Genomic DNA, 16,022 nt, shown 5'->3' on the forward strand with positions numbered 1-16,022 from the left:
CACTCGTGATTGGCAACCTGTTTGTCATCGGTCTGGAAGGCCTGATCGTAGGCATCCAGGGCTTGAGACTTCAGTTCTACGAAATGTTCAGCCGCTTCTACGAGGGCGGCGGCAAACCGTATGAGCCCGTGCACATCCGTTATGAAAACTGATTGCTCTGGCCCAGTTTGCAATTCGCTTTTTATTTAATCTTTCATTAAATAAAATTATTTTGGAGGAGAATTTCTATGTATTATCTGATTGCTTTGGTATTGCTCGCAGCAATTCTGGCCCCCCTGTTCGTTACTTACTACAACATGAAACGCGGCAAAAAGACCACCCATTCCAAAAGAGCCATTTTGTTCAACCTTGCGGCCTTTGCGGTTGTTTGCCTGACCGCCATCATCCTGCCGCTGGGCGGTTTTGCTTCAGCCGCCACCTCTGATGCCACCGGCCTTGCAACCGGCCTTGGTTATCTGGGCGCCGGTCTTTCCACCGGTCTTGCCTGCATCGGCGCCGGCGTGGGTGTCGGCCACGGCGCTGCCGCTGCTATTGGTGCGGTCACCGAGGATCCGAAAGTGTTCGGCCGCGCGATGATCTTCGTGGTGTTGGGCGAAGGTATTGCGATCTACGGCTTGATCATTTCTTTCATGATCGTCGGTCGTCTCTAAGTAAAGTTGGTGAAGCGAAATGCGCTTTTACCTGATAAGCGATAATGTGGATACTCTGGTGGGCATGAGGCTTGCCGGCATCGAAGGCGTTGTGGTGCATGAGAAAAAAGAAGTGACCGAGGCCTTGCGTTCCGCCATGGACAATCCCGACATTGGCATCGTGCTTGTGACTGAGAAGCTGGTTGCGCTTGCACCCGACCTGGTTTATGACCTAAAGCTCAACCGCAAGACCCCGCTGATTGTTGAGATTCCCGATCGGCACGGTTCGGGCCGGTCGAAAGACTCTATCACCCGTTATGTACGAGACGCCATTGGTGTAAAGATTTGAGGTGAGCGCAATTGTCTCAGACTGATGTAAATCTGAAAAAATTTACTTCGGCCGTGTTGAGCGACGCGGAAGCGCAACGCTCGAAAATCATGGCGGAAATAGAAGACTATCGCCAGCGGGAAATGCAGCGCGCCGAAGAAGACGTTTTGCACGAGGCATACAATCTCATCCAAAGTGAGATCGCGAGCATCCGCAACAAGCAGAGCCGTGAAATCTCTTTGGCCGAGTTGGAAGGCCGCCGCAAACTGCTGACGCTGCGTGAAGAAATCACGCAAAAAGTATTTAAGGAAGCTGCCGATCAAATCGTGGCGTATACACAGACCGACGCGTACTCCGATTGGCTGTGCGATGCGCTCAAAAAAAGCAGCGCGTCCATGGCGGACGGCTCCCTCATAATCGAAGTCAAGCGCGGGGAACATACCTCGGCTGACAAACTGATTGCGGCTACCGGGCGCAAGGCTACCGTACAGGAAGTCCCCGGCATCCTAATCGGCGGATTTATTCTCGTAAACAACGAGAAGGGGTTCGTGATTGACGAGACACTTGATCAAAAACTCCACAACGAAAAAGACTGGTTCGCCGCGTCTTCTGGCTTGACCTTGAGACTGTAATGAACGGTCTGCATGCGGTTTTTACCGCAGCGCATATCCCCAAGGCTTATTAAAGTAGGTGAAAAAATGGGTTCCAATAATGTGATTTACGGTATCAACGGTCCTGTTGTCACCGTAAAAGGTACCAAAGACTTCTCCATGCAGGAGATGGTCTATGTTGGCGATAGCCGTCTGGTTGGCGAGATCATCGGCATCACCGATCAGTTCACCACCATCCAGGTCTATGAGCAGACCACGGGCCTTAAGCCTGGCGAGTCTGTTTACAAGACCGATGCGCCGATGTCGGTGACCCTCGGTCCCGGTATTCTGACCAATATTTATGACGGTATTCAACGCCCGCTGAAATACATCGAGAGCAAATGCGGCCCGTTTATTGAAAAAGGGTTGGATGTTTCCCCCCTCGATGTTGAAAAAGAATGGGATGTAACCGTTACCGTCAAAGTAGGCGACGTGCTAAAGGGCGGCTTTATCTATGCCACGCTGCCCGAAACATCGCTGATCGAACACAAATGCATGGTTCCACCAAACCTTTCCGGCAAAGTGGTTTCCGCCGTGAAAAACGGCAAGTACAAAATCAACGACACCATCGTCACGATTGAAGACGAAAAGGGTGAAAAACACACTCTCTCGCTTTGCCACAAATGGCCGATTCGTGTACCGCGCCCGGTCGATAAGCGCATCCCGATTGACCGGCCTCTCATTACCGGGCAGCGTGTCATCGACGCATTGTTCCCAATCGCCAAAGGCGGCACCGCCGCTATCCCTGGTGGGTTCGGTACCGGTAAAACGATGACGCAGCACCAGATCGCCAAATGGTGCGATGCCGATATTATCATCTATATCGGTTGCGGTGAACGCGGCAACGAAATGACGGATGTTCTTGAAGAATTCGCTAAACTAATTGACCCGAAATCCAACAAACCGTTGACTGACCGCACCGTGTTGATTGCCAATACCTCCAACATGCCTGTGGCCGCCCGTGAGGCGTCTATTTACACCGGCATCACGTTGGCGGAATATTATCGCGACATGGGCTACGATGTTGCCATCATGGCTGACTCCACTTCCCGTTGGGCAGAGGCACTGCGCGAGATTTCCGGCCGTTTGGAAGAGATGCCCGCTGAAGAAGGTTTCCCGGCATATCTGCCGTCCCGTCTGTCCGCGTTCTACGAACGTGCGGGATATATGCACAACTTCAATGGCACCGAGGGTTCCGTATCCATCATCGGTGCTGTCTCCCCGCAGGGCGGCGACCTTTCCGAGCCGGTTACGCAGAACACCAAACGTTTCATCCGCTGCTTCTGGGCATTGGATAAAGCGCTGGCTTATGCGCGCCACTATCCCGCTATCAACTGGATTTCCAGTTACAGCGAATATATCGCCGATCTGAAACCTTGGTTTGACAAGAATGTAAGCCCGGATTTCATCAAATTCCGCAATGAACTGAACACCATCTTGCATGAAGAAAACAAATTGATGGAAATTGTCAAGCTCATCGGTTCCGATGTGTTGCCCGACGACCAGAAACTCGTCATTGAAATCGCGCGCATCATCCGTGTCGGTTTCCTCCAGCAAAACGCATTCCACGCGGAGGACACCTTTGTTCCTATCGAAAAGCAGTTGAAAATGATGGAAATCATCCTGCACTTGTACCATCGCTCGAAAGAGATCGTGGCTGCGGCCATTCCTATCTCGAAGGTGCTGGAAACCGGTCTGTATAATAAGGTTGTCAAGATCAAGTATGATATCCCCAACAGCAAACTGGAACTGTTTGACGAGTATAATAAGGAAATCGACGAAACGTTTGACAAAATTGTCGCCGGCGCAAAGGCAGCCAGCTAAACTTGCATCGTGTCATGCCGCCATTTACCATTGCTCTGCTTTCCTGTAATCGGCAGGTTCGTCCTACTCACATTCTCACGCGGCGGCTGTCCCCAAATTTCGATGCGCCTGGCGCATGGAGGTTCATATGAGTCTTGAATATGTTGGCCTCAAAGAGATCAACGGTCCGTTGATTGCACTCGACGGCGTCAAAGATACCGCTTTTGAAGAAATGGTGGATATCGCTCTTGACGACGGCACGCACAGAACCGGTCGTGTGATTCAAATTGAAGGCGAAAAAGCAATCATTCAGGTGTTTGAAGGTACGCAAAGTATCTCACTCACCAATACACATACCCACTTTGAAGGCCGTCCAATGGAAATTGCCCTTTCCAAAGAAGTGTTGGGGCGCATTTTCGATGGTGTTGGCCGCCCGATTGACGGACTGGGAGAGATTTTCCCCGAACAGCGCCGCGATATCAACGGCAACCCAATCAATCCGGTCTCCCGTATCTATCCTCGTAACTATATCCGCACCGGTATTTCGTCCATCGACGCACTGATGACGTTGATTCGCGGCCAAAAGCTGCCGATCTTCTCTGGTTCCGGTATGCCGCATAATGAGCTGGCTGTACAGATCGTGCGCCAATCGCAGATTGCGGCAGAAGAGGGTTCCGAATTCGCCATCGTGTTTGCCGCCATGGGTGTAAAGAACGACGTCGCAGACTATTTCCGACGTTCGTTTGAGGAATCCGGCGTGCTCCAGCGCGTGGTCATGTTCCTTAACCTTTCCAACGACCCGATTATTGAGCGTATCCTGACGCCGCGTTGCGCGCTGACGGTCGCCGAATATCTGGCGTTTGAGAAGGATATGCATATCCTCGTCGTCATGACGGATATGACATCCTATGCTGAAGCGCTGCGCGAATTTTCATCTTCCAAAGGTGAGATTCCAGGTCGTAAAGGATTTCCTGGTTACCTGTATTCTGACTTGGCCTCCTTGTATGAGAGAGCCGGCATGATTAAGGGCAGAAAAGGCTCCGTTACGCAGATTCCCGTGCTGACGATGCCGAATGACGACATCACCCACCCGATTCCTGACCTTACTGGCTATATTACGGAAGGCCAGATCGTGTTGGACCGTAACCTTGACCAGACCGGTATTTATCCGCCGGTCGGTATCCTGCCTTCTCTTTCCCGTTTGATGAAGGATGGCATTGGTGAAGGTTTCACCCGCGGTGACCACTCCGCAGTTTCCAACCAGTTGTTCGCTTCTTATGCCAAAGTGCAGGACGCACGTTCCCTCGCATCGGTTATCGGTGAAGAGGAACTGTCCGCTGTGGATAAGAAATACCTGGAATTTGGCCGGAAATTCGAGAAATTCTTTGTTGGCCAGAGCGCTAATGAAAACCGTACCATCGACTATACGCTCGATCTCGGTTGGAAATTACTTTCTCTGTTGCCGAAAGAAGAACTTGATCGTGTGGATTCTAAGTTGTTGGATAAATTCTACAAACCCGAATCTGCTGAGGAATTGAAGGGGGAATAACCGATGGCGGAAACCATATTCCCTACAAAAGGTAACTTGATCGCCGTCAAGCGTTCCCTTTCGCTGGCGAAACTCGGCTATGATCTAATGGATCGCAAGCGCAACATCCTAATCCGCGAGATGATGGGTCTGATTGACACTGCTAATAAAGTGCAGAGCCAAATTGACGAAACCTACTCACGTGCTTACAGTGCGCTGCAAAAAGCGAATATCACACTGGGTATCATCGATAACATCTCAAAGACGGTACCAATCGAGACCGGTGTCAACATTACATCACGGAGTGTTATGGGAGTGGAAATCCCCATCGTGACGTATGAAGACAAAGCACCAAAACCCTACTACAACTTTTCTACCTCTAATTCCATGTTGGACGACGCATTCATCAGTTTCTACCATGTAAAGCAACTCACAACCGTATTGGCAGAGATTGAAAACAGCGTTTACCGGTTGGCAAACTCCATCCGTAAGACGCAGCGCCGCGCCAATGCTTTGAAAAACATCATCATTCCCCGCTTCGAGGAAAATGTGAAGTTTATCACCGAGGCGTTGGAAGAAAAAGAGCGTGAAGAATTCTCCCGTCAAAAAGTCATCGGCAAGACCAAAGAGCGCAAACGCTTAGAGGCTGCCGTTACCCTTGAAGACGAAGGGAAAGCTGCTTCTTAGAAAATCCCTGTGTAATAATGGCCCCTGTATAGAGTCGTTTGGCTCTATACAGGGGCCATTTGCTGTTTCACGAATACGCGCTGTCTTCTTACTCTTAATCAGTTACTATTGTACTGACTGCATATAGGACTGCAAGACCCGGATATATCAATACAAAAAGGCCACCGTATTCAAAAATACGATGGCCTTTTTTATCCATTTGGTGGAGAATAGCGGGATCGAACCGCTGACCTCCTGCATGCCATGCAGGCGCTCTCCCAGCTGAGCTAATCCCCCAAAACAGCCGCCAACCGAAGCGGCTTAATCATCATATCACTTTCCTAAAAGAAATGCAAGTGTTTCAGCAGCTTTTTTACAACTTTTTATTTATCCCCCAAGATCTCCTGCACACGCCCGACCAGATTATCCTCCTCCAGCATGACTTTGATGCCATGCGGGTGCGTGGGGCTGTGTGTGAGGATGCGCTGCACATGCCCTCGTGTGAGCTTGCCTGTAGGCTGATCTTTTTTCAACACCACATCTACCAATGCGCCGATGTGGATATTGCTACGCGTCTTTCCATCCATTCTTATTTCTCCTTAACGTTTGATTCGTATGCATGTTCTTCTAGAGGCACACTTGCTCTGGGAAGATAACACAAGCGCCCATCGACCCGTGTAGATTCCATCAGGCAGATTTCCCGCACCGACTGGATAAGCACAGGCCAATTGAGTGCCGCTAAATTCAAGGAGGGTGGCAGCGTCGTCCGCCGTCCCAATGTGATATGCGGAATATATAAACGCTCTTCCAACGTAAAGCCCGCTGCCTGTAATCGCTCGCATAATCGGCTCTGCAAAGTCGTCAGCGCTTTGCTGCGCTTCACACCCATCCACAGCACATCTCCACCGCGTTTTTTAAAGCACCCGCCTTGATCTATGGTAAGTACAAACGCCGACTCCGTGACCTCCTGCATGGCATGCAGTGCGTCGTCCATTCGGTCCGTCTGCCCAAGAAATGCAAGCGTCAGATGCAGGTTTTCCTGTGCAGTAAAACGCCCGCATACACCGGACTGCTTTAAATAATTTTGCCATTGGGCGACTTGTTCCGCAATACACGGTTCCAACACGATGGCAATAAAAGCACGCACCCACTGTCACCTGATTTCCCTTTGTACATCCACCATTTGCGCTTCCGTATTCTCCTCTATAAAATCCAGTACATGGTCTAAAATACTGTCGGCATGTGATGCCGCATCGGATACGCACGCGACGCCAAGCACTGCCACCTGATGGATATCCTGCTCTGCAATCTCCGCGACAGACACATTGAACACATGCCGCACTTTTGCGACAATGCTTTTCACGACCATCCGTTTTTCTTTCAGAGAATGCGACCACGGGATATACAGCCGTATTTCCAGCACGCCGATTTGCATGATCTTTCCCCCGTTTCTCCAAATATCATAGGCTTTCGACCCATCATGTTGGTAAGACCCGCACAGTCTGCATAACGCCCCTTTACATACTGTATGAGGAAACCGGCATTTCTAAAAGCGTATTATTCCACTATATACGAGCTCGTCCACCGCCGCTTGCATCTTTTTTTTAAACCAACCGCCAGCTCCGCCAAATGAAACACATCGCGAACATCGCTCTTCTTGTTGGTCACTCCCGCAATAGAAATGCTCATCACAGGAAATTGTTCGATTTCCCCCTTGCGATTTTTGGCAACAATAAACCCCTTCTGCAGATCTTCCGGTGTATAGCCGTCCCGCACCTGCTTATCAAATGCAGCAATCAACTGTTCACATAGTATCTCCACCGCATACGTTTTCAATACTATGATGAAATCGTCTCCGCCTACATGCCCGACAAACGCAGTACGAGGCGCACATGTCTCCAATAGACGTGCCAGCATCATAATGATGCAGTCCCCTTTTTCAAACCCATATACATCATTATAGGCTTTGAAATTGTCAATATCAATATAGAGAACGGTAAATGGTTGATTCACCTTGATACATTCCGAAAGATACTGTTCGATCAGAATATTGCCCGGTAATCCAGTCAGCGGATTTTGATGGCGGGCATTGGATACCTCAATTTCCACGGATTTTTCCAGCAAAGCTTTAATTGTCACAATACCCGCATACCGTCCACCATGCGTAACCACAATGCAATCGTACAGCTTCTCTGCTGGACGCGCCATTGCCATCTTAGCCACCATGTCAACCGGCATTTGAAAATCTACAACCAAAGGCCTTCGATCCATGATAACAGAGATTGGCCGTCGTGCATACAGGCTATAACCATATTGTCCGCTCATCATATGATCCATATGGTTTCTGGTTACCAGTCCCTCTACATGTCCATTCTGCACAACGGTAATGCCTACCCGGGTATGCTTTTTCAAAAATATATCGTATACCTGTCCAGAAAACATATTGGGCAAAACGGTATAACTATCACAGCAAAGATTGCCAACGTAGATATTAGAGAGATACCGACAGCACGGACGGGATTCTTGCCCATTATCCAGAAGACGGTCCATTGCATCATCTCTTTTCGGCTATCCTTATCAAAATGAATTGACACCATTATATCGTATTATATACCGTATGGTGGTGTAAAAGAAAGTCTTCCGCCGATATTCCTATGTCAAATTTCTGTAAATGCCCTCGGCTAAGACACATAAAACAATGCGGAAACAATCGCAAACGCCGCAATCAGGCAGCCCACAACCGGCAAAACACGACGCGCGGCTTCTGGATATAAGCGGCGCATCCGGTCGGCTGCCAATCCCATAAACCCGGCACCCGCAATAAGGGTCGGCACGATATAGCGGAAATCCATCGTACAGCCAAATGGATACTTGAAGTTAAACACCAGAAAAGAGCCCATCTGCAAAAGCCACAAGCCTCCAAGCAAAAATCGGGACAAACGTGGCATGTCTTTCGCGCGCAGCACCCAAATCATTGCTGCAATGGAAAGCACAATTAAAATCAAATTCAATACGAGCAGCGGTGCGGCGAACAGGCGGGCACTGTCAAAAGAGAATTCACCGAACAAGGAACACTTTACCAAATAGATCCACAGATTGTAATCCCCATAGGGGTTGCAAAAAGGATTTGTAAACAGGTCATGAATGGGGAATGATAAAAACCGTGAAACCAAACTGTGTCCGCCAACATAAAGCGGGCCTTCGGTACTCATTGGCAACACATACCCGAACGACTGCCCAAAAAGCACCCGATTGCGCACCGCATACCATAACCCAAGAGGCAGGCACACCATGGCAAACAGGCTAAACTGTGCAAACAGTTTGCGTTTTTGACCAACCTGCCGCAGCAGCACCATCAGGAAAATCCCCGCTGTCAACAGTGCTGCCAAACCGCCGGAAGCTTTGGATGTGATGGCAAGCGCGATTACAACTGCCAAAATCAATATATTTTTTATGGTTTGTTGTTTATACCATTTTACCGTGTATAATAAAGACAGGCCCACAAAGAAAATCATCAGCATGTCGTTATTGATACTGGCTGACAGAATGAAAAAGGTGGGCTGAAATGCTAAGATTGGCATGGCAATCAGCATTGCTCTGCGTGGCAGGCCCAATTCCCGAAAGAACCGCAGGCACACCACCAACAGCGCACAAGAGGCAAATCCAGGCACCAGTTTAGCAGCCTCCATCCACGCTGAAAGTCCCTTTCCCGGTGTCAAAAGTGCATACCCTTTCATAACAACCGCATCCAGGAAAAATGCAACCGGCGGATGATAAAACATACCGATATTCGTCGAGGGCATCTGCCCTTTCAGAAAGATCGTTGTGATATAGCCTGCATTTTGATACCCAAAGAATGTGCCAATATCATGCCCGCGCAATGCATAGGGCGTATATAGCATATATCCAATGCGCAGCACCAATCCCGCGGCAAAAATCACTGTAAGTAAGCGCGCGCTGCTGAGTCGCCTGCCAGCATACCAAATAACCAGCAATATCCCCAACCCGATGAGAATGGACGCCATACCGATTTTGATCCATAATATGGGAAAATGATTAAATAGCAAAAAGGAAACAGCCAGAATACCCGCAATGCCAATATAAGGCCAAAGGCCTCCATTCATGTGTTTTATGCATTTCTTTTGCACTGCATACTTCATGTTATTTCCTTCTTTCATTTCCGTTGCCCACACTGAAAAGCAACCGGCATCTCCCGCATCGCCGTTGCATTTCTATTGTTTATTATACTACTAAAAGCAGTCTGTTCGAAGATTTGCTGCCTGCCACTGTACCGGACGTCCAACTGAAAAAGGAGTTTACAAAATGAAAACACCCGGCATTTTCCGTTTTGACGGCGCGCATTCCTGCCACCTGTGGGAGGTAAATCCATCTGACACAGGATCTTTTCAGTCCAAAGAAGAAGCCCTGAACATCCTAGAAAAAAACAAAAGCATTCTTGCAGAAGAGCAAAACAAGCTTTATGCGCAAAAAGATTATGCAATTCTCGTCATCCTACAGGGTCTGGATGCTGCAGGTAAAGATGGTATCATCCGCCACGTATTCAGCGGCCTGAATCCGGAGGGCGTTAAGGTCTGGAGCTTCAAACAGCCCAGCAGCGAAGAACTCCAGCATGACTACCTGTGGCGGACTCATGTACACATGCCGGAACGCGGCCAGATCGGCATTTTTAATCGCTCTTATTATGAAGAAGTTTTGGTGGTGCGTGTGCATGACTTGCTGCCTGCCGAACATATTCCCGCCGCTCTGACCGACAATGTCTGGGAAAAACGTTACCGGCACATTGGACAATTTGAGGAGTATCTGTGCGAAAACGGCATCCTGCCGGTCAAATTTTTTCTGCATGTTTCTAAAGAGGAACAAAAAAACCGTCTGCTTTCCCGACTGGAAGACCCCGCTAAAAACTGGAAATTCAGCACTGCCGATGTCAAGGAGCGCTCGTATTGGAACAAGTATCAAGCCTGTTATGAAGAAATCGTCAACAACACCTCTTCCAAATCCGCACCGTGGTATATCATTCCCTCAGATAAGAAATGGTACGCACGCTACCTGATCTCTCACATTCTCGTAAACATCATGCAAGGTCTGCACTTGCAGTACCCCACAACAACGCCGGAGCAAGGAAAAGTACTGAACGCTTATCGTGAACTCCTGCAAAATGGGATCGGTGAGCAGGCTTGAATTATTTGACAAAGCACTGGACCGTTGGTTGACAATGCCAAGGGCAACTGGTACACTATTAGCAATCTATAGTCATACGCAATAACAATTAGGCTATACAGGGCGGAGGCGCTATCCATATGCCAACAGACATCCACTCAGATACGTTTCAAGATTTTGACCAATTTCGAAAACCCACCGGCAATATGGGCCGTCAAGTTGTAGAGGGAATGAACCGCAGCCACTATGAGTTAACTACATGGGGTCTGGAACACGTGCAGATACGTCCAACAGACACAGCTTTGGATATCGGGTGCGGCGGCGGCGTCACCGTGGAGCGTCTTGCGGCGCTTGCGACAAACGGCATCGTTTATGGCATCGATCACTCTACAGACTGTATCAACTGGGCGAGTGCGCATAACCACAAGGCCATCGAAGACGGTCACGTGCGCATTCTACAGGCCAGTGTGGAAAAACTGCCGTTTGAGAATGCAACTTTTGATAAAGTGGTCGCTATAGAAACCGTCTATTTCTGGCCGGATCTCCCCCACAGCTTTGCAGAAGTGGCTCGTGTGGTCAAACCAGGCGGGCAATTCATTATCATCCACGAATGCTATGCATGCAATGCATTTCGTGAACGCAACGAACACTGGCAAAAAACTTGTGGGATGCGGATTCTTGCTCCGGAAGAAGCCGGGAAACTACTGAAACAGGCTGGTTTCACTTTGGTGGAAACGCACTTGAAAGAGGAACAAAATTGGATGTGCTGCATCGCAACCAAATAACACAGCCTATTCCGTCAAAACACCTACTATACAAACGTTCCTGTCTGCAAATAGAAAAGCCGATATTTCCATTGTGAAATATCGGCTTTTCTCATAACAGAGCTGCAACCTACCGTTTAGCAGTTCTTCCGACACCAGCAGAATACCATGAAAAAATGTACGCCATATGAAATTCCATAAAAAAATAGACTTTCATGTAACGCTGCTGAAAACGGCTCCTGGAAAGCTATCGCTCAGATAATTCTGATAAATCTGCATCAATGTAGCAGGATTGCTCTGCAAAAGGGATTGCAATTGATTGATTTTCGCGAATTGGTTGGCTGTAGTCACACCATTCAGATTTGCAGATGAAGCTGTCAGTCCCAATTGGTTGGCTATATATAAGGATTTCGCATAAGTATTAAGATTGCTGACGCTGCTCCATGCTTTTTCAGACGCTTTATTGTTGGCGGAAACGGTAGGAGTTCCCGACATCTGACTTCGTGTGTATAAACTGGACACATATGTGTTCAGATTGGAAACACCACTTAAATCCCCTGTTTGGTTAGGCAGAGACAACGCCGCGCTTAAGTTCTGCACACCCATTCGTTTTTGCACGGCGGAGGCATCACTGGACAGCTGATTTTTATAAGCGCTGTTGTTGGAAACCTGATAGGTGTTCCAATACAATCCAGCCAGTTGACTGACGGTCATTTCCCTCACCTTCTTCTATAATATGGTATCAATTTTATTGAAAAAAATCAAGTACATCAGGGCTATAAATCTTTAAATATCTGCCACAGCAAGAACACATTTGTCCTCAAACCGCACTTATGCCATGGATATCGTAAAAATCACCGTGTATGCGCACACACATACTGGACAGCTAAGGCGGCTGTATCACGCAAAAATTCTTCCGACAAGCTTCCCGTACGCAATTTCGAATCCAACCGCAGCAGCCGGTTCAGCATCAAAAACGTGGGCAGCTCATTCGCTTCCTCACGTGAAATCTTGCGATAATTGCGGTAGCCTTCCAACCACGCCTGGATTAGGTAAGACCGGAGCGGATTGGTCTCCATTCCGGAAACAGATGCCGCGCAATCATAAAGAAACCACCCATATCCGCAATCATCAAAATCCAACAATGAAGTATTGTCTTTATCTACCAGCAAATTTTCGGGCCGCAAATCCGCGTGAATCAGACCAAATCGGTCTGGAGTACGCCCAAAGCGAATCAGTCGCTCACGCACGATTATAAGCACACGTAAAAACAAATCTGCGTCGTCCAGTCCCTCAAACAGTGATTCGTTAATCACGTCACAATCGATGGTCGAACGAGGCAATCGATTGGCGCAGCTCCACAAGATGGAATTTTGATGCAATTGGGCCGCCAATTCCCCCAACCGTCGAAACAACACAGGATAATCATCCGGTTTCACCTCAGGAGAAGTACCGCGCAGATAACTAAACGCCATGCAGTAATAGCCCCGCGGAAGCAGTGGGTGGGAAAGCGCTGTGGCAAAGGTACCAGCGTCGGTTTGAAAAGGACGGGGCACCATTAAATGAGTATCGCGCCGAATTTCACACATCCAAAGCGCCTCAGCCGCAAGTTCTTCCTCCTTACGACGCAGGCCGGACACACGCAATACCATACTGGTCCCCTGCATCGGGTCATCCACAAGATAAAACAGATTGTGTCTTCGGCAAAGCGGACGGCACCGCGCGGACGCCGCCATATGATAATAGGGTAAAATATGCTGCAAGGAATCAGCGGGGGGTTCTATGAGCAATGGTGTCATCTCTTTGACTGGCATCTGTATCATACTGTCATTCCTCCTGTTTCCACCATGCGGAATGCCCGAATCGCCTGCCCTACAGACAAAAATACCATTCACTTCAAAAAAACAACGGCGCAGCAGCAAGCAAACTTGCGACTGCGCCGTTGCAATCACGGCAGGCATTCCATCCATACCGGCTATGACACTTATATATAAACTATGATAAAGGAACGCGTGTGGTTTGTCAAGTCTATTCATATCTGTCCGCCCCATACCTTGATTTGACAAACCGTTTACTTTCCTATATACTGAAAAAAATCACATAGGACAGTTCGGAACCATCCTGTCCCTAAACAAAACTACGGAACTTAGTTATCCGCTTTACGGGTGGCTTGTGGGATGGCGTTGCTTTAAGCAGCGCCATTTTTATTGTTTTTCACAGCCGTAAAAGCGGTGCGCTTAGGGTGGTCTATAAGAGGAGAAAAAACATGGAAACTTTCAGTAAAAACAAGATACGCGCCATCACAACCGGTGCCGTGATCGCCGCACTCTATGCCGCCATTACACTGTTGTTCCAACCAATCAGCTACGGTGTGCTTCAATTCCGTATTTCCGAGATTTTGACCGTACTGCCATTCTTCACACCTGCGGCCATTCCCGGACTCTTTATCGGATGTATCTTTTCCAACATTGCCAGTTCCCTTGGGCCGATCGACATCATTGTGGGCAGCGGCGCGACGTTGCTTGCCGCATGGCTGACTTACAAGATGCCAAACAAATGGCTGGCCCCGTTGCCTCCGGTCATCTGCAACGGTGTGATTGTAGGTATTGAACTTTATTTTGTGCTGCACGAACCGCTTTGGCTCACTATCGGTTCAGTCGCACTTGGGGAGGCCGTCGTCTGTTTTGTAGGCGGCATCCCGCTGATGCTGGGACTGGGTAAAGTGGAACACCGCCTATTCGCCCCGTCTGCCCGTTAACGCCAAAACTGCCAATTTACATAAAATCTCAAGCATTAGACAAAGGGCTGTTGTAAAACGAAAGTTGGGCAACAGCCCTTTGCCATACATTGGTTAAGAAACAGTCTTGAATAACGACAGATCTTCCTGATAAAACAGATTCTCTACCGTTTCGGGGGCGTACCCTGTGTGAAGACACGCAAATGTGTTGTAATCCGACACCATCAAAAAGCCGAAGCAGCCAACACCTTTTGGTGCTGACCGCCTCGGCCTTTTGTGATAAGAAGCTGTTGTAAAACAAATCCCCTTATATCGAAATGAAATCCGTGCAATTTCAATTTATGACATATCCGTTATCAATTCAAAATACGCCGCGCACCGGCAAACTTAGAGGACCAATAGCCGGAATTAATATCGTCTTTGACAACGCCAACGCCAGGCTTTTCTGCATTCACCATCTGGCCACCGCCTATATAAATGCCCACATGGTCAATCGAACCGCCCTTCACGCTAAAGAAAACCAAATCACCCGGCTGAAGCGCACTTTTGGATACCGCTGTGCCGTAACCCGCCTGCGCTGCCGCAGAATGCGGCAAGCCAATACCAGCGGCATGTGCATACACGTACATAACCAAACCAGAGCAGTCGAAGCTGGACGGACCAGCCGCATTCGACACATATGCACAACCAACGAACTGTTGCGCATAGCCCACCAATGCGGTCGCATTGCCAAGTACGCTCGCGCTCAACTGTGCGGTAGTATTTGACGTGCCAGACGTGCTGACAGACTGTGCTGCTGCTTTTGCCGCGGCTGCCTGCGCCGAGATTGCTGCATTAATTTGGTCATCTGTCTGAGAAGCCTGTGCATTCAAAGTGTTGGCTTGTTGTTGCAAACTACTTGCACCGGACTGTGCCAGTGCAACCGCCTGTGCCTGCTGGGTCAGTTGTGCGTTCAGGATATCCTGCTTTGCCGCCGCCGCACCTTGCACTTGCAGCAAATCCTGCTTAGATTGGTCAAGCGCTGTACGATCCGCTTTCAGTTTATCTTCATCCTGTTTGAGACTCTGAATAATCTGATTGTCGTGATTGGACACCGCACGCACCATTGCTACACGTGAAAGGAAATCACTGATATCGTTGGAATTGAGCAACACGGTCAAAAATGTGTCATCGCCGGACATATACATCGCACGAAGACGCTGTTTGAGCAAATCCGTATTCTGCTGCACTCGCTGCTCTGTAGCGTATATATCGTTCTCTTTATTCGCAATCTGCGTGTCTGTCTCTGTAATCTGTTGTTTCAACAGGTCAAGTTGCTGCTGGATCACTGTAATCTCTTGATTTAGTGCGCTCTGTTTGGCTTTTTCGGTCTTTAATTTACCGTTTTGTGCACCCAGCTGGCTTTGAAGCTGTTGCTGTTGCTGCTGCAGTGCTGCATATTGTTGTTTCAAATCGGAAACACTATCTGCCGATGCTTGAAACGGCATAATCAGCATTCCCGCAGACAATACGGCTGTTCCAACCAGCACACGCAAATTCCACCGTTGTTTTTTCTTTGATAAGTACACTGTTCAATCTCCCCCGCACTGCTTCCCGGTTCGCTTGTTTTTAACGTACTTTGGCTTCAACGTGTTTCTGTTTTCTAAATAATCCACCTCCGCGACCCACCGAACAGGTAACGGAGTTTTTATGCTTTTGTAACTAAAATGTAATAACTGATTACCATTATAACACATCAT

At 48.6% G+C, this 16,022-nt stretch carries 17 protein-coding genes and 1 tRNA gene; 9 read left to right on the forward strand and 9 right to left on the reverse strand.

Annotated features, from left to right (window positions below):
- Window positions 1-227: 227 nt before the first annotated feature.
- From ABF463_RS05965 to ABF463_RS05990, 6 genes are all read left to right on the forward strand, one after another.
- Entirely contained in the window at window positions 228-650 is a 423-nt protein-coding gene (locus ABF463_RS05965; RefSeq protein ID WP_415532653.1) for an ATP synthase subunit C, read from the forward strand.
- Between the two features lie 19 nt (window positions 651-669).
- Window positions 670-978, forward strand: coding sequence for a V-type ATP synthase subunit F (locus tag ABF463_RS05970; protein ID WP_415532654.1), 309 nt, complete (start codon window positions 670-672; stop codon window positions 976-978).
- A gap of 11 nt (window positions 979-989) precedes the next feature.
- Window positions 990-1,589: a V-type ATP synthase subunit E gene (locus tag ABF463_RS05975; RefSeq protein ID WP_415532655.1), complete on the forward strand. Its 600-nt coding sequence runs from the start codon at window positions 990-992 to the stop codon at window positions 1,587-1,589.
- Between the two features lie 66 nt (window positions 1,590-1,655).
- Complete coding sequence (locus ABF463_RS05980) at window positions 1,656-3,431, forward strand: V-type ATP synthase subunit A (RefSeq protein ID WP_415532656.1); 1,776 nt, start codon at window positions 1,656-1,658, stop codon at window positions 3,429-3,431.
- Between the two features lie 127 nt (window positions 3,432-3,558).
- Complete coding sequence (locus ABF463_RS05985) at window positions 3,559-4,959, forward strand: V-type ATP synthase subunit B (RefSeq protein WP_415532657.1); 1,401 nt, start codon at window positions 3,559-3,561, stop codon at window positions 4,957-4,959.
- Window positions 4,960-4,962: 3 nt separating this feature from the next.
- Entirely contained in the window at window positions 4,963-5,625 is a 663-nt protein-coding gene (locus ABF463_RS05990) for a V-type ATP synthase subunit D (protein WP_415532658.1), read from the forward strand.
- A 200-nt stretch (window positions 5,626-5,825) separates the two neighbouring features.
- Here ABF463_RS05990 and ABF463_RS05995 read toward each other — a convergent pair.
- The 6 genes from ABF463_RS05995 to ABF463_RS06020 form a co-directional block, all read right to left on the reverse strand.
- Window positions 5,826-5,901, reverse strand: a tRNA-Ala gene (locus ABF463_RS05995).
- Window positions 5,902-5,987: 86 nt separating this feature from the next.
- Window positions 5,988-6,191: a YwbE family protein gene (locus ABF463_RS06000; RefSeq protein ID WP_415532659.1), complete on the reverse strand. Its 204-nt coding sequence runs from the start codon at window positions 6,189-6,191 to the stop codon at window positions 5,988-5,990.
- Between the two features lie 2 nt (window positions 6,192-6,193).
- Window positions 6,194-6,751, reverse strand: coding sequence for an RNA 2',3'-cyclic phosphodiesterase (gene thpR, locus ABF463_RS06005; protein WP_415532660.1), 558 nt, complete (start codon window positions 6,749-6,751; stop codon window positions 6,194-6,196).
- A gap of 6 nt (window positions 6,752-6,757) precedes the next feature.
- On the reverse strand, window positions 6,758-7,039 hold the full coding sequence (locus ABF463_RS06010; protein WP_415532661.1) for a DUF503 domain-containing protein: 282 nt from the start codon (window positions 7,037-7,039) through the stop codon (window positions 6,758-6,760).
- Between the two features lie 122 nt (window positions 7,040-7,161).
- Entirely contained in the window at window positions 7,162-8,154 is a 993-nt protein-coding gene (locus tag ABF463_RS06015) for a GGDEF domain-containing protein (protein WP_415532662.1), read from the reverse strand.
- Window positions 8,155-8,285: 131 nt separating this feature from the next.
- Window positions 8,286-9,764 carry a glycosyltransferase family 39 protein gene (locus tag ABF463_RS06020; protein ID WP_415532663.1) on the reverse strand — a complete coding sequence of 493 codons (1,479 nt, stop codon included), beginning with the start codon at window positions 9,762-9,764 and terminating at the stop codon, window positions 8,286-8,288.
- A gap of 163 nt (window positions 9,765-9,927) precedes the next feature.
- On the opposite strand from ABF463_RS06020, the gene ABF463_RS06025 reads away from it, so the two are divergent.
- Window positions 9,928-10,803: a polyphosphate kinase 2 family protein gene (locus ABF463_RS06025; RefSeq protein WP_415532664.1), complete on the forward strand. Its 876-nt coding sequence runs from the start codon at window positions 9,928-9,930 to the stop codon at window positions 10,801-10,803.
- Window positions 10,804-10,922: 119 nt separating this feature from the next.
- Window positions 10,923-11,567, forward strand: a complete 645-nt coding sequence (locus tag ABF463_RS06030; protein WP_415532665.1) for a class I SAM-dependent methyltransferase — start codon at window positions 10,923-10,925, stop codon at window positions 11,565-11,567.
- A gap of 192 nt (window positions 11,568-11,759) precedes the next feature.
- Here the strand turns inward: ABF463_RS06030 and ABF463_RS06035 are convergent, their stop codons facing one another.
- Together ABF463_RS06035 and ABF463_RS06040 are read right to left on the reverse strand one after the other, a co-directional pair.
- On the reverse strand, window positions 11,760-12,260 hold the full coding sequence (locus ABF463_RS06035) for a hypothetical protein (RefSeq protein WP_415532666.1): 501 nt from the start codon (window positions 12,258-12,260) through the stop codon (window positions 11,760-11,762).
- Window positions 12,261-12,400: 140 nt separating this feature from the next.
- Window positions 12,401-13,369, reverse strand: coding sequence for a phosphotransferase enzyme family protein (locus ABF463_RS06040; protein ID WP_415532667.1), 969 nt, complete (start codon window positions 13,367-13,369; stop codon window positions 12,401-12,403).
- Between the two features lie 443 nt (window positions 13,370-13,812).
- On the opposite strand from ABF463_RS06040, the gene ABF463_RS06045 reads away from it, so the two are divergent.
- A complete protein-coding gene (locus tag ABF463_RS06045; RefSeq protein ID WP_415532668.1) occupies window positions 13,813-14,304 on the forward strand; it encodes a QueT transporter family protein in 492 nt (163 codons plus the stop codon).
- A gap of 335 nt (window positions 14,305-14,639) precedes the next feature.
- On the opposite strand, the gene ABF463_RS06050 is transcribed toward ABF463_RS06045, so the two are convergent.
- Window positions 14,640-15,812: an NlpC/P60 family protein gene (locus tag ABF463_RS06050; RefSeq protein ID WP_415532669.1), complete on the reverse strand. Its 1,173-nt coding sequence runs from the start codon at window positions 15,810-15,812 to the stop codon at window positions 14,640-14,642.
- Window positions 15,813-16,022: the final 210 nt, after the last annotated feature.

Source organism: Ethanoligenens sp., from assembly GCF_047718355.1.
Classification (GTDB): Bacteria; Bacillota; Clostridia; order Oscillospirales; family Ethanoligenentaceae; genus Ethanoligenens.

Coding starts and splice junctions, on each gene's coding strand:
- ABF463_RS06000 (WP_415532659.1), bottom strand. CDS start 6,191: ATGGATGGAAAGACGCGTAGCAATATCCACATCGGCGCATTGGTAGAT.
- ABF463_RS06025 (WP_415532664.1), top strand. CDS start 9,928: ATGAAAACACCCGGCATTTTCCGTTTTGACGGCGCGCATTCCTGCCAC.
- ABF463_RS05985 (WP_415532657.1), top strand. CDS start 3,559: ATGAGTCTTGAATATGTTGGCCTCAAAGAGATCAACGGTCCGTTGATT.
- ABF463_RS05965 (WP_415532653.1), top strand. CDS start 228: ATGTATTATCTGATTGCTTTGGTATTGCTCGCAGCAATTCTGGCCCCC.
- ABF463_RS06020 (WP_415532663.1), bottom strand. CDS start 9,764: ATGAAGTATGCAGTGCAAAAGAAATGCATAAAACACATGAATGGAGGC.
- ABF463_RS06030 (WP_415532665.1), top strand. CDS start 10,923: ATGCCAACAGACATCCACTCAGATACGTTTCAAGATTTTGACCAATTT.
- ABF463_RS05980 (WP_415532656.1), top strand. CDS start 1,656: ATGGGTTCCAATAATGTGATTTACGGTATCAACGGTCCTGTTGTCACC.
- ABF463_RS06010 (WP_415532661.1), bottom strand. CDS start 7,039: ATGCAAATCGGCGTGCTGGAAATACGGCTGTATATCCCGTGGTCGCAT.
- ABF463_RS06045 (WP_415532668.1), top strand. CDS start 13,813: ATGGAAACTTTCAGTAAAAACAAGATACGCGCCATCACAACCGGTGCC.
- ABF463_RS06035 (WP_415532666.1), bottom strand. CDS start 12,260: ATGACCGTCAGTCAACTGGCTGGATTGTATTGGAACACCTATCAGGTT.
- ABF463_RS06040 (WP_415532667.1), bottom strand. CDS start 13,369: ATGATACAGATGCCAGTCAAAGAGATGACACCATTGCTCATAGAACCC.
- ABF463_RS06015 (WP_415532662.1), bottom strand. CDS start 8,154: ATGGACCGTCTTCTGGATAATGGGCAAGAATCCCGTCCGTGCTGTCGG.
- ABF463_RS05970 (WP_415532654.1), top strand. CDS start 670: ATGCGCTTTTACCTGATAAGCGATAATGTGGATACTCTGGTGGGCATG.
- ABF463_RS05990 (WP_415532658.1), top strand. CDS start 4,963: ATGGCGGAAACCATATTCCCTACAAAAGGTAACTTGATCGCCGTCAAG.